Source organism: Bacillus sp. FSL R5-0709, assembly GCF_038004785.1.
GTDB lineage: Bacteria > Bacillota > Bacilli > Bacillales > Bacillaceae_G > Bacillus_A > Bacillus_A mycoides.
Genome location: NZ_JBBORT010000001.1, coordinates 4,930,311 through 4,944,472 on the forward strand (window position 1 = coordinate 4,930,311; position 14,162 = coordinate 4,944,472).

Sequence of the window (14,162 nt, forward strand, 5' to 3'; positions counted from 1 at the left end):
ATGTTTTTTGGACAGCCTTTTCGCTTACTTCTTTACTTCCCTTATTCTCCCCCTTATTTCTCCCTTTTTATTAGATTTCGTATTAACATTTACATATACATTTGCCTGCATTATTTCTTGAAACAAGCTGTCAAATGCTCTCCCCTGTAAAGGCCCTTCAAAATCCTCTACTCTAGCTACACCAGTAACGACTCCTTCATTCACACTAATTCCTTGCTCTAACGGACCAAACAAACTTAAAATAACTGGACCAATTTGATTCGCTTTTCCTAAATGAATTTGGCATGACGTGATTTTTTTTATATTTTTTAATATGACCCGATATTGCAACTTCTTTAAATCTTCACTAAAAATGAGCTCTGTTACACCGTAAGCTTCTGTATTTACAGGAGGTACTTCCCTCTTCCCTGTTAACCTAGCAAAGAAATGTGTTGTCATACGGGCATTCTCCTCATATAAATTTCCCAGCACTACTTCTACTACTTTATGGTTTAGACATAATCATTTATGACTTTTTCAAATTTTAATTACGAAGAAAAGATTCACACAATCTTTACATTAAAATCGTTTCTTTTGCTTTACTCCCTCTTGTATAATGCACTTAGAAAAACAGTCTAGGAGGAAATTTTGAAAAATAATAACTACTCTTTCCAATCATTAATAGAGATTTTTCTCGTATCATTTAAATTAGGACTTACTTCATTTGGTGGTCCCGTCGCCCATCTTGGTTATTTTCATCATGAATACGTGCAAAAAAGAAAATGGATGGATGAACGAAGTTACGGAGACTTAGTAGCGCTATGTCAATTCCTTCCTGGCCCTGCTAGCAGCCAAGTCGGTATGGGAGTTGGCTTATTGCGCGGCGGATTATTAGGAGCCATTATTTCATGGATCGGATTCACTCTCCCATCTGTGCTCGTTTTAGTTTTCTTCGCTTCATTTCTTAACCAATTCGAGCTTGGAAGTACTGGCTGGATTCACGGACTGAAACTTGTAGCGGTCGCAATTGTCGCTCATGCAATATGGGGAATGGCTCAAAAGTTAACACCAGACCGAAACCGTGCAACAATCGCAATTGCAACTGCCGCAATCGCCCTATTATGGCCAAGTAGCTGGACACAAGTAATTCTCATTATAGTATCTGGTTTCATCGGTTGGTTTTTATATCGTGACCGGCCAGTTAGCCAAGCTCATAAAATAAACGTACCTATTTCAAAAATGGTAGCCATATCTTGTCTCGTCTTATTCTTCGGACTATTAATACTGTTACCGATGTTACGACCATACTCTTATTTCATCTCTTTATTTGACAGCTTCTATCGCTCTGGTGCACTTGTATTTGGCGGAGGGCATGTCGTACTTCCTCTTCTTGAAAGTGAGTTTGTACAAAACGGGATGATGACAAAAGAACAATTTCTTGCTGGATACGGATTAACACAAGCAGTGCCAGGGCCACTATTTACATTCGCTTCTTATATAGGAGCAGCGCTAAATGGAACCGCCGGAGCAGTTGTTGCAACGATCGCTATCTTTCTTCCTGCCTTCCTGCTCGTTGTTGGCGTTTTACCATTTTGGGACAGTGTAAGGAGAGTATCTTACATACAAGGTGCACTATTTGGAGTAAACGCAGCCGTTGTCGGCGTTTTACTTGCAGCTTTTTATGATCCAATTTGGACGAGTACAATTATGAATTCTGTAGATTTCGTTTTTGCTTCTCTTCTATTTTGCTTACTCGCTTTTTGGAAAACACCACCTTGGATTATCGTTATAATCGGGGCCTTCGGTGGATATGTTCTATCCATTTTGTAAGCACAAAAAACGACGGCCCCATTTAGCCGTCGTTTTCCTATTAAAACTTCACAAGCTCCATTCCCTCAGGCAGCTCACTCTCCGTTAAAATACGCAACTCTTTCACGCGATCCATTACGTAAGAAGAACGTTTCACAAGCTCTGGGTCAATATAAGCTGGATGCACCATAATTTCTACCGTTTGCTCGTCCTTCACTCTTTCCTTTAACTTCACAAAGTAATCTTCCGTAACACCGTCAGCGTAAAAGTCACTGTAAAACACATCTGAAAATGGGCGCACCGCTCGCTCTTCTTCACAACGACGAATTGGAACATTATATTTACTTGCTAATCTCTCAAGAACGTCGTGTAAAAGCGGTAATCCATGCACGTGATGATGACTATCTAAATGAGTTGGTGTTAATCCGTAAGATAAAAACTTCTCAATTTGAGCAGTCCATTCTTTTTCTACCTCTTCTGGATTTATATTTCCTTCCCATACAACACTTTGTTTGTGAAACAATCCATCGCTACTTACAAGTGATGGAACGTCTTTAAGAAGCGGTTCTCCTGCCGTTAATACGAGATGAACTCCTATCCCTAACGTTTTATACTCTTTCGCTAAGCGTACGGCATGCTCTGTCCCTGGCATATTCATCATCATCGTCGTTGAATTTACAATCCCGTTTTTATGTCCATCAATAATTCCGTAATTTGTACCTTCCGTAAGACCGAAATCATCTGCATTTACAATTAGTTTAATCATCGCAATACCTCCTACTAGAATTAAAAAAAGCGGGCTAAACAGCGCCGCTTCTTATTTCTCTATCTTCTTAAAGAATTGTGGAAGATGTTCTTTATGTGCTTCCAACATTTCATCTAAAATTTGTTTTGCAACTTTATCTGATGGTACAAGTGGGTTAATTGTCATAGCAAGCAGCGCCTTATGATAATCCCCTGTAACAGCAGCTTCAATTGTTGTGCGCTCAAATGATTTAATTTGCTGTACTAAACCACGAACTGGTACTGGAAGATCTCCGACCGCAATTGGTTTTGGACCTTCTTTCGTAATAATACAGTTCACTTCAACAGCCGAATCATGTGGCAAGCTTGCAATTGTTCCGTTGTTTCGTGTATTAACAGGCTGGATATCACCTTTATTATTGTAAATAGACGTAATTAAGCTACATGCTGCGTCACTATAATAAGCTCCGCCGCGCTTTTCTAATTGTGGTGGCTTAATATCTAAATTCGGGTCTTTATATAGCTCGAATAAATCATCTTCTAATTGTTTTACTACTTCTGCACGTGTACCTTTTTCAATCGAAGCTGTTTTCTCTTCTTCCAACATTTCACGTGTTTTATAGTAGTAACGATGATATGGACACGGAATTGCACGAAGACCGCGAATAAAGTCTGGCTCCCAGTTAAGCGCAGCAATGTTTTCCATCGTAATTTGCTTTTCTGGATCTGTTACAAGTTCTAATACACGATCCATTACGCTTACGCCATCCAAGTATACATCTAATCCGTATACCATATGATTTAAACCAGCGAAATCAACGTGTACCCGGCTTGCATCTACTTCAAGTAATCTTGCAAGACCCATACGAATTCCGATTGGAACGTTACATAGACCAACTACTCGTTGAATGTTCGTGTAGCGAAGTACAGCTTCTGTTACCATACCAGCCGGATTCGCAAAGTTAATTAACCATGCATTCGGACAAAGTTCCTCCATGTCCTTACAAATATCTAAAATAACAGGAATCGTTCTCAGCGCTTTGAACAAACCACCAGGACCATTCGTTTCCTGACCAATTACATCATATTTTAATGGAATTGCTTCATCTTTTGCACGTGCTTCTAACAAACCAACGCGAAGCTGCGTTGTTACGAAGTCAGCACCTTTTAATGCCTCACGGCGATCAAGTGTTAAATGAATATCAATTGGTAAACCTGATTTTTTCACCATACGTTTCGCTAAGTCACCAACGATTTCTAACTTCTCTTTTCCTGCCTCAATATCTACTAACCAAATTTCACGAACAGGAAGCTCGTCATAACGTTTAATAAATCCTTCAATTAACTCTGGTGTATAACTAGAGCCACCGCCGATTGTAGCAATTTTAATTCCAGTCATGCTTTATTCCCCTTTCGCTTCTAGCTTTTTATAAAGGTCAATAAATTCTGTCGCTAATTCTTTTACCGTAATAGAATTCATTAAATGATCTTGCGCATGAATTAAAAGAACACTAATCTCTGTTTTTTCCCCTCTTGCTTCTGATTGTATGAGCTCTGTTTGGAAATGATGCGCTTCATTAATCGCTTCTTTCGCCTTTACCATCGCTTCATCAGCTTCTGCCATTTTCCCCTGTTTGGCAAATTGAAGTGCCTCCATTGCAAAGCTTCGTGCATTACCACTATTTAAAATCAATTGGAATGGAATTTGTTCTGCTGTAGTCATCATAATTACCGCCCTCTCTATTATGGTTCAACCGATTTAAATACCCCTTCAGTTTGAACATTTCTATTAAATTATTATTTTATTAATGATAGTTTGGTGTTCTTGTAGATGGGTCTCATCTTTCTGAACATGATATAAAAGTTAGTTGTTCTGACGAGCTATAAAAACTCGTCAGAACAACACTTTTTAAAGTGATACTGAATTGTCGTTTCCTTTTGTTTCAGCTTTCGCAGCTTGTACATACGTACGGTCACACATTAATACGAATGGATAGTAAATAACTACCGCGATTGCAAAGTTTACTAGCTGCAATGCAGCACCAGCAATACTTCCACCTGCTACAAGATAACCACTAAAGATTGGTGGCATTGTCCATGGAACTAAAGCAACTGTTTTTGGCACCCATCCTAAGGAAATTGCTGTATAAGAAGTAATAACTAATACAACTGGTGTAAGTACGAATGGAATGATTAACGCTGGGTTTAATACAATTGGTGTACCGAAAATAACTGGTTCGTTAATATTGAAGAAACCAGGACCGATAGATACGCGACCTACACCACGAAGTTGCGCACTCTTTGCAACAAGCATTACTGCTACTAAAAATGCTAATGTTGCACCTGATCCACCGATGTATACGTATACATCAAAGAATGGCTTTGTGAAAATGTGCGGTACATCATATGCAGACATACCATCGTTAAATAATTTAATGTTCTTTTCTAGTGCTGGTAAATAGATTGGGTCGATAATACCACCAATAATATTAGGGCCATGTAATCCGAAGAACCATAATACGTGAATAAGTAGAGCAACAATAATTGCACTTGGTAATGTACCTGCTAAACCTTGTAATGGTAATTGAATTGTTTCAAATACGATTTTATGAATACTTGTTCCCGCTAATTTCACAGCTAATTGAATACTTGCTGTTGCGATTAAAATAACAAATGCTGGTACTAATGCTGCAAAGGATTTCATTACTGCTGGTGGAACACCATCTGGCATCTTAATTGTAATATCCCTTTGAACAAAGAACCTGAATACCTCGGTTACAAGAAGAGCTACAATGATAGAAACGAATAAACCTTGTGATCCTGTCCAAGCTAAATCAATACCGCCTTCTTTTGGCGTTGTCGGAGATATAATAATTAATGCACCGAATGTAATAATTGCTGCTGACAACGCGTCTACACCGTAAGATTTCGCTAAATTATAACTTATCCCAACTGCGGCTATGAGGGCTAATATTGCAAAGGACCCTGTCCACATACCACCGCCGATATCTTTCCAAACATCCCCAAATGCACCCTTCATAAGTTTTTGGAATGCATCAACCGGTAGATTATTTATAAGTACTGCAAACGATCCAACTAAAATAAGAGGCATAACTGCGATAAAACCATCACGGATTGCAACTAAATGACGCTGCGATCCGATTCTTCCTGCGACTGGAACTAAATATTTCTCCATAAATGCAATAAACTTTTGCATTTCGCTTCCCCCCTAATTATTTTTTTAGTGTTAATGCGTGATCTAAAACTGCTTCTCCATTCATCATGCCGTAATGCATTGGGTTAATAACATCGACTCCAACGTTTTTCTCATCGGCAAGCGTTTTCATTGTAGAAAGCATGTAACGAACTTGCGGTCCTAATAATAGTACGTCTGCTTGATCGATATTGTTTTTTACTGCATCCCCAGATACAGCCCAAATCTTACCTTCTAGACCACGAGCTTTTGCAGCCGCTTCCATTTTTGTAACTAGTAAACTTGTAGACATCCCTGCTGAACAACATAATAAAATATTCATTTATAAATCCCCCTTGTGTGGTATAAAAAATTTATGTTTTTTATTTTTCTTTACGCTATTTATCAATGCAATTACCGTGCCAACTTTCAAAAACCACTAAAATCAGCACTTTTCCGACTATTTTCTTTGTGTGTTAACGCTTTCAATTAGTGTGTCACTCAAAAAACACACAGTGTGTTATAAAACACCTCACTTTTAACACATAACTGTATGAAAATAGATTAGTGTTTAGTTGTCTAGTTGTGTTTAAAACAAAAAAACACTAATTTTTTTAAAAGTGTGAAAATATAGCACCAAAAAATATAATATTTCAAATCAAATCAAAACAAATACCTATTCAAGACACTCGTCTAGTTATTGTCCAGTCAAACTCTATTAAATTACATAGAATAGAATAAAATAAAGTATTTTGAAAGGGGATTCCAATGCCAAAGCATAGAAAAAAGAATAGAATGAAGATTTATAGAATACAGGTTCAAAATAAATGGTATAAACATGAAGAAGGTTCTGAATTAGATTCAAACACGTATAAACTAGACAAACAGGACACTGAAGATACGCCAGACGAGCAAGATAAACAAGACAAGCAAGATAAACAAGACAAACAAGATAAGCAAGACAAGCAAGACAAGCAAGATAAGCAAAACAAGCAAGATAAACAAGATAAACAAGATAAGCAAGATAAGCAAGATAAGCAAGATAAGCAAGATAAGCAAGATAAGCAAGATAAGCAAGATAAACAAGACAAATCAGGTAAACCAGGTAAACCAGGTAAACCAGACAAGCAAGACAAGCAAGATAAACAAGATAAACAAGATAAACAAGATAAACAAGATAAACAAGATAAACAAGATAAACAAGATAAACAAGATAAACAAGATAAACAAGATAAACAAGATAAACAAGACAAACCAGGTAAACCAGATAAACAAGACAAGCAAGATAAACAAGACAAGCAAGATAAACACGACAAGCAAGATAAACACGATAAGCAAGACAAACCAGATAAACAGGACAAACACGATAAGCAAGACAAACCAGATAAACAGGACAAACCAGATAAACAGGACGAAGACGATAAACAAGTACAATCGGAAAATGTAATAATAGTACCCACAGATTCGCACAGCTTAGATGTATGGGATGAAATTTCGCTAAAAGAAATACAAGCTGGCGAACATACAAGTTTATTTGAAAAAAAAAGTAATTATCAAAACATTAACTTACTCCAAGTAAGCGATATTCGTTTATATTTGGATAAACAACTACAATTTAGTTCCGTTGATGAGCAAATCTATCATGAAGCACTAGTTCATCCGATTATGTCAAAGGTAATAGATCCAAAGCGTGTTCTCATATTAGGCGGTGGCGATGGTCTTGCTTTAAGAGAGGTTTTAAAATATGAAACGGTTCTTCATGTAGACCTCGTCGACTTAGATGAAGAAATGATTAAGATGGCTCGCAATGTTCCAGAATTAGTTGCTTTAAACAAACGCGCATTTTTTGATGATCGTGCAAATGTACATGTATGTGACGCAAAAGAATTCCTAAAATCTCCTTCCTCTTTATATGATGTAATTATTATTGATTTTCCGGATCCAGCGACAGAAGTATTAAGCACTTTATATACAAGTGAACTCTTTGCCCTTATAGCTACGTTCCTAACAGAGGATGGCGCATTTGTTTGCCAATCTAATTCACCTGCTGATGCACCTCTTGTATATTGGAGTATCGGTAATACAATTGAAAATGCCGGATTAACTGTAAAAAACTATCATATAATTGTTCCTTCTTTCGGAACTGACTGGGGATTTCATATTGCTGCTAACTCTTCACATGTACTCAATCAAATTGAACAACTATACGTAGTACCAACTCCTCGCACATTACCGTCTCTTCTTGCTCCTTTATTTCAATTTAAAGAAGAACATTTAGATCACCGTAACAATGCCGTTTTAAATTTAGAATCTGACCTTACCCTACATCATTGCTATCAACAAGAAATGCAATTTTGATGATATTTTAACAAAGGGGGTACAAGTAGATGGACTATTCTACATTTGGTCGGCATATAATAGTAGATTTATGGGGCGTGGACTTTTCTCTATTAAATGATATTCATTTTTTAGAACATCATTTAGTTTCCGCTGCGAATCGCTCTGGTGCCCACGTTTTAAATGTAAGTAAAAAGGAATTCCACCCATATGGAGTTACGGTATTAATTTTATTATCAGAAAGCCATCTCTCTATTCACACTTATCCTGAAAAGAAATTTGCAGCAATTGATTGTTATACTTGCGGCACATCTGTCGATCCTCAAAAAGCCATTGATTCTATACTAAGCGTATTAAAACCAGAACGTATGCATATAAAAAAATTAATTCGTGGTGTAGGAGAATTTATTACTATCGATTAATTCTCATCCATATTTATCCACAAATAAGGAGGTTTGTTAATATAAAAATACCATCAGTGGAACTTATAACACTCCACTGATGGTAAGCACACATACATAGTCTATTCACCCCGCTATTCGCCGGGCAGTAAAACTCCCACTGATTAAAGTTTCACTTTATCTTAATTGACGATTTAATTTTGCTATTTTTCGTTTCCGATATAAAGTCATCATAAACCATATAATGAAGCTCCCTTTACACTTTCATTTTTACATAAACTTGGAAATAATAAATAAAATCATGCGTAAGTGGTCTTCTTTTCGTCATAACAGTATCTTTGCAAAACATAAAAAAACCTCGCATAAGCAAGGTTCATTCATCCACCGACATCTTCCTATATAATTCTACAAACTCACTCGCCAATTCCTTCACTGTAATTGCGTTCATTAAATGATCTTGTGCATGCACCATCAAAAGGGTAACTTCGGTTTTTTCCCCGGCAGCCTCTTTCTGTATGAGCTCTGTTTGTAAACGATGCGCCTCTTGCAATTCATTTAAAGCTTCTTGTAGTTTCGCTTCTGCTTCCTGAAATTCACCGCGCTTTGCGCAATCAATTGCTTCCATTGAGCAGCTTCTCGCATTACCACCATGCAAAATTAAGTGAAAAGCTTTCGTCTCTATCGTATCCATTTTAGTTCTTTACTCCCCCTTTTCTTCCGCTACTTTTTGTTTATCCCATATTTTTAAGAACGGTAAGTAAATAAAGAATGCAAGTGCAAAGTTAACAAGTTGTAAAACAACACCTGAAATTTTCCCGCCTGATCCTAAATATCCACTAAAAAGAATAGGTGTCGTCCAAGGTACAGCCGCTCCGCTCGGACGTGCGACCCATCCCCATTCCATTGCAAAGTAAGAAACAACCGTTAACACAACTGGTACAAGTATAAATGGAATAAGTAAAAGCGGGTTCATTACTATCGGCATACCGAAAGTCACCATTTCATTAATATTAAAAATACCTGGTGCAATCGATAATCGCCCTAAACTTTTTAATTGCTGACTTCGCGCAAATAGTAACATTCCTACAACTAAAGCGAGTGTTGCACCAGAACCGCCCATATAAATCCATAAATCAAAGAACTGTGCAGTAATCGTATTCGGTACATCTTGCCCTGCTTGGAAAGCAACTCGGTTTTGATCCATTAACGACAACCAAACGGGGCTCATTACACCACCAACAATAGTAGCACCATGAATTCCACACGACCAAAGAACATGAACGAGAATAACTGCTATTATTGCGCCCCAAAGACTAGCACCAAGTACACTAAGTGGTTCCTGTAAAATTTGCCCCACAATATTATGGATACTGCCAAAAGAAGTATTTTCTATAATTAAGCGCAAAATCCAAATAACCGTTACAACAATAAAACCTGGAACAAGTGCCGCAAATGAACGTGTCACAGCTGGTGGAACTGTCTCCGGCATCTTTATAATCATCTTTTTTTGTACAATAAACCGATAAAGTTCAGTAGATATAATTGCAATAATCATCGCTACAAATAAACCTTGGCTTCCCATTAGCGCCGCTGGGATTGCTCCATCTACAATCACACTTTCCTTCGTGCTTGGTATAATATATGCAACTTGAAATGGAGTTGCAAGTAAAAACGTCACAAGCGACAATGCTCCGGATGCTAAAGCGTCCACTTTATAATATTCTCCAAGTCTGTAAGCGATTCCAAAAACAGCTATTAAAGCCATTATATTAAAAGTTGCACTAACTGGATACCCTAAAGCCCTCTGCCAATTCTCACCAAATAAACCTGCCATAAAATCATTATATCCTGGTATTGGTAATGCACTAATAATGAGGAAAAATGATCCAATAATCAAGAAAGGCATCGTTAAAACAATTCCATCACGAATCGCTTGCAAATGTCTCTGTTCTGCAACCTTCCCTGCCACTGGCATCACATATTTCTCTAAAAACCCTATCATCTATCCCACACTCCTCATGGTTTCATTAACAAAGCTGCTTGCAAGATAGCTTCTCCATTACAAAGCCCGTAATGGACAGATTGAATGACATCAACAGGTATTCCCTTGTCCTTACATAATTCTTTCATTTTCGGTAATAAATAACGTACTTGCGGTCCAAGTAAAAGTACATCTGCAGTATCAATATGATTTCGCACTTCTGAACCTGATACTGCCCAAATCTTTACCTGTATCCCTCTTGCCTCTGCTGCTTTCTCCATTTTTGTAACAATCAAACTGGAAGACATTCCCGCTGCACAGCAAAGTAAAATATTCATCTCGCTCCCCTCCCCCTTTTTCCAAACCTAAGTTATGGTGTAGCCCTTGCCACCACTAGGTTACAAATATATATGTCTAGATTTCTAACTGTATGCCGAGCTTAAAAACAAAAATTTCTCGGTTTTCACGCTATTCCATCTATCCGTATTTTCCTAGTAAAGAAGTCTCTAACTCGCTATAATGATTCAGTATGATTTTTTATAATCGATAGGAGGATATATTTATGAAGGCATATCGCTTTCCGCTTATTTTATTATCTTCTATCCTAATTGGTGGTTTCATTGGTTATTTCATGGGTGCCGATGCAGTTGCTTTAAAGCCGCTTGGTGACATTTTCTTAAACTTAATGTTTACGATTGTTGTACCGTTAGTGTTCTTTAGCATCGCGTCATCTATTGCTAATATGGATGGATTAAAACGTTTCGGTAAAATTATGTCTAGTATGGCTGGAACTTTCTTATTTACAAGTATTTTAGCTGCTATTTTTATGATTATTATCGTGAAAGTATTCCCGCCAGCACAAGGTGTTGTATTAGAACTAACGCAGCCTGATAAAGCTGAAAAAGCAGTTAGTGTTGCTGATCAAATTGTTGGTATCATAACAGTATCAGACTTTTCAAAGTTACTATCTCGCGAGAACATGCTAGCTCTTATTTTCTTCTCTATCTTAATGGGGGTTGCAACTTCAGCAGTTGGTGAAAAAGGGAAACCATTCGCTACATTCCTACAAGCTGGTGCAGAAATTTCAATGAAAGTCGTATCTTTCATTATGTACTACGCTCCAATCGGACTAGCTGCCTACTTCGCAGCATTAGTTGGTGAATTCGGACCACAACTTCTTGGAACTTACTTCCGAGCAGCAATGGTATACTATCCAGCTTCTCTTATTTACTTCTTTGTATTCTTTACATTCTATGCGTACCTTGCAGGTCGCAAACAAGGTGTACAAGTATTTTGGAAGAACATGGTCTCTCCTACAGTTACATCACTTGCAACTTGTAGTAGTGCCGCAAGTATTCCAGCGAACTTAGAAGCAACGAAGAAAATGGGTATTTCTTCTGACGTTCGTGAAACAGTTGTCCTTCTTGGATCTACACTTCATAAAGACGGATCTGTTTTAGGCGGGGTATTAAAAATTGCTTTCTTATTCGGTATTTTCAACATGGAATTCGAAGGACCGAAAACATTAGCAATTGCACTTGTTGTTTCTCTATTAGTAGGAACAGTAATGGGTGCTATTCCGGGCGGAGGTATGATTGGTGAAATGTTAATCGTTTCTCTATACGGATTCCCACCAGAAGCATTGCCAATTATCGCAGCAATTAGTACAATCATCGATCCTCCTGCAACAGTGTTAAACGTAACAGGAGATAACGCTTGTGCCGTAATGACAGCTCGCCTTGTAGAAGGTAAAAACTGGATCAAAAATAAATTTGCTTAATATATAGAAAGAGGATGCTCGGTGGAGCATCCTCTTTTTTGTTGTTATTTGTCGAAACATCGATATAATCCCATCCCGCCACAATTTTGTTATAATCTTCACAAATATTCCACATCCATTATCCATTCTCCGTACTATAATCATGTATGGAAAAGGAGATGGATACAATGACTCAAAGCGCACCAGAATTCAAAGTTTTGCAAAGCATTGCATTTCTTGCTGTCGTTTTGCAAAGTTCCTTATTATATACAATGAATCAAGGAAATGTCTTACTCGAGCAATCCCTCATTATGGGCATGCTATTTAATCTTGCAAAATTTTCAGCACCTGCATTCATATTTATCGTCGGCTTCCATTTAATTCGGCTATATACGAAGCAACTCGTTTACAGAGAATATATTTATGAAAAAGCCGCACATTTACTCATTCCTTATTTCTTCTGGTCTATTCTTTACCTATTAACAACAAACGATGTCATTACACTACAAGGCGGAATAAAAAGTTTATTACTCGGAACAGCTGCACCTCATCTTTGGTACGTTATTATGATGTTCCAAATTCACTTATTATTCCCGTTACTATGCACACTATTTTATTGGTTTCAAAAACGAACAGAAAATAAAAAAGACATATATAAATATATGACCATTTTCGCTTGTCTATATTTCTTCTTAATGTGGTACTCTTCTCACTACATTTTTAATGGAGAGAAACTGACTAGTTCAACCATTTTACATTATACAGATCGTTCCTTCTTCTTCTACTCATTCTATTTCGTCATGGGAGGAATAGCTGCTGTATCATTAAAAACTTGGCGTATATTTGTCATGAAACATATTCCGCTTATCACAATACTATTTTTCATCTTATTTTTATTCATCAATTATGAGTTATTTAGTTTTTACGGCGCCAATTCTATTCATTTAACGGTTTCTACTTATTTAAAACCGTCCATGTTTTTATATATTGTTTGTGAAATTATGATACTGTACGTGTTATCTATTACAATTGTACAGCGACGTGGTTTCTTATATAAAGCTTTACGTTTTATCGGGAATTACACGTATGGCGCTTATTTAGCTCATTTTTTCTTCTTGCAACTATGTACAAAATTTCTTTCCTTATTCGCATTGCAAGAAAACACAATATTATATAGCCTATTACTATTTATATTAACGACCACAATCTCTATTTCAGCAATGGTCATTGGTAGCATACTACCATTTCACACGTGGGTTACAGGGCCTTCCCCTACGACAAATATGAGATGGGCGAAGATTGCCATTCGGAAAAATCACGAAAAGGTATTCAAACCATATCTTTGATATAATAAAGTGAAACTTTAATTAGTGGAGGGGTTCTTCATCCCCCACTGATCATCAGCCCTCACCAATCGGGCATTTACGGGCAGCCCGATCCCCACCTAACTTCATTTCTTTTGCTGAATTTTGAGGTAGGGGTCTTACTGCCCGTTAATGCGGGATAGAATTCCATACAAGAAAAGAAAGTAGGACACACCTATGATTAATCAAATTGGACAAATTATGTTATATGTAAATAACCAAGATGAATCAGTACAATTTTGGACAGAAACAGTAGGATTCCAAATTGTTGCAGAAGAAAATAACGGTCAAGGATTTCGCTGGATTGAAATTGCGCCGGCAAAAGAAGCTGGAACAAGCATCGTCCTTCACGATAAGGCGTTAATTGCGAAGATGCAACCTGAATTAAACTTAAATACCCCTTCACTTATGTTCTTCTCTAATAACTTAGATCAACTGTATAAAGATCTTTCTGAGAAAAGTGTTACAGTTGGACAAGTTGTAGATTTACCTACTGGTAGAGCATTCAACTTTGCTGATAATGAAAATAACTACTTTGCAGTTATGGAAAAGAAATAAGAAAAAGCTATCCGAAAAGGTCATAATAAAACCTTTT

The 14,162-nt window shown here is 37.2% G+C and carries 15 protein-coding genes; 6 read left to right on the forward strand and 9 right to left on the reverse strand.

Features of this window, described 5'->3' with window-relative positions:
- Positions 1–24: 24 nt before the first annotated feature.
- Entirely contained in the window at positions 25–438 is a 414-nt protein-coding gene (gene exsM, locus MKX37_RS25485; protein WP_002166452.1) for an exosporium regulatory protein ExsM, read from the reverse strand.
- A gap of 189 nt (positions 439–627) precedes the next feature.
- Between exsM and MKX37_RS25490 the strand changes: the two genes are divergently transcribed.
- Positions 628–1,809 carry a chromate transporter gene (locus MKX37_RS25490; RefSeq protein WP_002034746.1) on the forward strand — a complete coding sequence of 394 codons (1,182 nt, stop codon included), beginning with the start codon at positions 628–630 and terminating at the stop codon, positions 1,807–1,809.
- Positions 1,810–1,849: 40 nt separating this feature from the next.
- On the opposite strand, the gene chbG is transcribed toward MKX37_RS25490, so the two are convergent.
- The 5 genes from chbG to MKX37_RS25515 all read right to left on the reverse strand — a co-directional run bounded on the left by chbG (position 1,850) and on the right by MKX37_RS25515 (position 6,068).
- Positions 1,850–2,554, reverse strand: coding sequence for a chitin disaccharide deacetylase (chbG, locus tag MKX37_RS25495; protein ID WP_002034745.1), 705 nt, complete (start codon positions 2,552–2,554; stop codon positions 1,850–1,852).
- 51 nt (positions 2,555–2,605) lie between these two features.
- On the reverse strand, positions 2,606–3,931 hold the full coding sequence (gene celF, locus MKX37_RS25500; RefSeq protein WP_078206534.1) for a 6-phospho-beta-glucosidase: 1,326 nt from the start codon (positions 3,929–3,931) through the stop codon (positions 2,606–2,608).
- A 3-nt stretch (positions 3,932–3,934) separates the two neighbouring features.
- Positions 3,935–4,258 (reverse strand): PTS lactose/cellobiose transporter subunit IIA, encoded by a 324-nt coding sequence (locus MKX37_RS25505; RefSeq protein WP_050000992.1) that lies wholly within the window; start codon positions 4,256–4,258, stop codon positions 3,935–3,937.
- Between the two features lie 183 nt (positions 4,259–4,441).
- Positions 4,442–5,749 (reverse strand): PTS cellobiose transporter subunit IIC, encoded by a 1,308-nt coding sequence (gene celB / locus MKX37_RS25510; RefSeq protein WP_002129949.1) that lies wholly within the window; start codon positions 5,747–5,749, stop codon positions 4,442–4,444.
- Between the two features lie 16 nt (positions 5,750–5,765).
- Positions 5,766–6,068, reverse strand: coding sequence for a PTS sugar transporter subunit IIB (locus MKX37_RS25515; protein ID WP_001023565.1), 303 nt, complete (start codon positions 6,066–6,068; stop codon positions 5,766–5,768).
- A 425-nt stretch (positions 6,069–6,493) separates the two neighbouring features.
- Between MKX37_RS25515 and MKX37_RS25520 the strand changes: the two genes are divergently transcribed.
- Together MKX37_RS25520 and speD are read left to right on the forward strand one after the other, a co-directional pair.
- Positions 6,494–8,083 (forward strand): polyamine aminopropyltransferase, encoded by a 1,590-nt coding sequence (locus MKX37_RS25520; RefSeq protein ID WP_078421827.1) that lies wholly within the window; start codon positions 6,494–6,496, stop codon positions 8,081–8,083.
- A 29-nt stretch (positions 8,084–8,112) separates the two neighbouring features.
- Positions 8,113–8,484 carry an adenosylmethionine decarboxylase gene (gene speD, locus MKX37_RS25525; RefSeq protein ID WP_002129953.1) on the forward strand — a complete coding sequence of 124 codons (372 nt, stop codon included), beginning with the start codon at positions 8,113–8,115 and terminating at the stop codon, positions 8,482–8,484.
- 352 nt (positions 8,485–8,836) lie between these two features.
- Here speD and MKX37_RS25530 read toward each other — a convergent pair whose 3' ends face one another.
- From MKX37_RS25530 to MKX37_RS25540, 3 genes are read right to left on the reverse strand one after another with little or no spacing between them, the layout of a single operon-like run.
- Positions 8,837–9,154: a PTS lactose/cellobiose transporter subunit IIA gene (locus tag MKX37_RS25530; protein ID WP_002016162.1), complete on the reverse strand. Its 318-nt coding sequence runs from the start codon at positions 9,152–9,154 to the stop codon at positions 8,837–8,839.
- A 9-nt stretch (positions 9,155–9,163) separates the two neighbouring features.
- The gene (gene celB, locus MKX37_RS25535) at positions 9,164–10,465 is read right to left on the reverse strand and encodes a PTS cellobiose transporter subunit IIC (RefSeq protein WP_002016164.1); all 1,302 of its coding nucleotides are present in this window, start codon (positions 10,463–10,465) and stop codon (positions 9,164–9,166) included.
- Positions 10,466–10,479: 14 nt separating this feature from the next.
- On the reverse strand, positions 10,480–10,782 hold the full coding sequence (locus MKX37_RS25540; protein WP_002016166.1) for a PTS sugar transporter subunit IIB: 303 nt from the start codon (positions 10,780–10,782) through the stop codon (positions 10,480–10,482).
- A gap of 224 nt (positions 10,783–11,006) precedes the next feature.
- On the opposite strand from MKX37_RS25540, the gene MKX37_RS25545 reads away from it, so the two are divergent.
- The 3 genes from MKX37_RS25545 to MKX37_RS25555 all read left to right on the forward strand — a co-directional run bounded on the left by MKX37_RS25545 (position 11,007) and on the right by MKX37_RS25555 (position 14,125).
- Positions 11,007–12,224, forward strand: coding sequence for a dicarboxylate/amino acid:cation symporter (locus tag MKX37_RS25545; protein WP_002016167.1), 1,218 nt, complete (start codon positions 11,007–11,009; stop codon positions 12,222–12,224).
- 167 nt (positions 12,225–12,391) lie between these two features.
- A complete protein-coding gene (locus tag MKX37_RS25550; protein ID WP_002167377.1) occupies positions 12,392–13,549 on the forward strand; it encodes an acyltransferase in 1,158 nt (385 codons plus the stop codon).
- A gap of 195 nt (positions 13,550–13,744) precedes the next feature.
- The gene (locus MKX37_RS25555; protein ID WP_002034775.1) at positions 13,745–14,125 is read left to right on the forward strand and encodes a VOC family protein; all 381 of its coding nucleotides are present in this window, start codon (positions 13,745–13,747) and stop codon (positions 14,123–14,125) included.
- The last annotated feature ends 37 nt before the right edge of the window (positions 14,126–14,162 follow it).

Excerpts from the sequence above, each read along its gene's own strand:
- exsM (WP_002166452.1), bottom strand. The coding sequence starts at position 438 with ATGACAACACATTTCTTTGCTAGGTTAACAGGGAAGAGGGAAGTACCT.
- chbG (WP_002034745.1), bottom strand. The coding sequence starts at position 2,554 with ATGATTAAACTAATTGTAAATGCAGATGATTTCGGTCTTACGGAAGGT.
- celF (WP_078206534.1), bottom strand. The coding sequence starts at position 3,931 with ATGACTGGAATTAAAATTGCTACAATCGGCGGTGGCTCTAGTTATACA.
- MKX37_RS25505 (WP_050000992.1), bottom strand. The coding sequence starts at position 4,258 with ATGATGACTACAGCAGAACAAATTCCATTCCAATTGATTTTAAATAGT.
- celB (WP_002129949.1), bottom strand. The coding sequence starts at position 5,749 with ATGCAAAAGTTTATTGCATTTATGGAGAAATATTTAGTTCCAGTCGCA.
- MKX37_RS25515 (WP_001023565.1), bottom strand. The coding sequence starts at position 6,068 with ATGAATATTTTATTATGTTGTTCAGCAGGGATGTCTACAAGTTTACTA.
- MKX37_RS25520 (WP_078421827.1), top strand. The coding sequence starts at position 6,494 with ATGCCAAAGCATAGAAAAAAGAATAGAATGAAGATTTATAGAATACAG.
- speD (WP_002129953.1), top strand. The coding sequence starts at position 8,113 with ATGGACTATTCTACATTTGGTCGGCATATAATAGTAGATTTATGGGGC.
- MKX37_RS25530 (WP_002016162.1), bottom strand. The coding sequence starts at position 9,154 with ATGGATACGATAGAGACGAAAGCTTTTCACTTAATTTTGCATGGTGGT.
- celB (WP_002016164.1), bottom strand. The coding sequence starts at position 10,465 with ATGATAGGGTTTTTAGAGAAATATGTGATGCCAGTGGCAGGGAAGGTT.
- MKX37_RS25540 (WP_002016166.1), bottom strand. The coding sequence starts at position 10,782 with ATGAATATTTTACTTTGCTGTGCAGCGGGAATGTCTTCCAGTTTGATT.
- MKX37_RS25545 (WP_002016167.1), top strand. The coding sequence starts at position 11,007 with ATGAAGGCATATCGCTTTCCGCTTATTTTATTATCTTCTATCCTAATT.
- MKX37_RS25550 (WP_002167377.1), top strand. The coding sequence starts at position 12,392 with ATGACTCAAAGCGCACCAGAATTCAAAGTTTTGCAAAGCATTGCATTT.
- MKX37_RS25555 (WP_002034775.1), top strand. The coding sequence starts at position 13,745 with ATGATTAATCAAATTGGACAAATTATGTTATATGTAAATAACCAAGAT.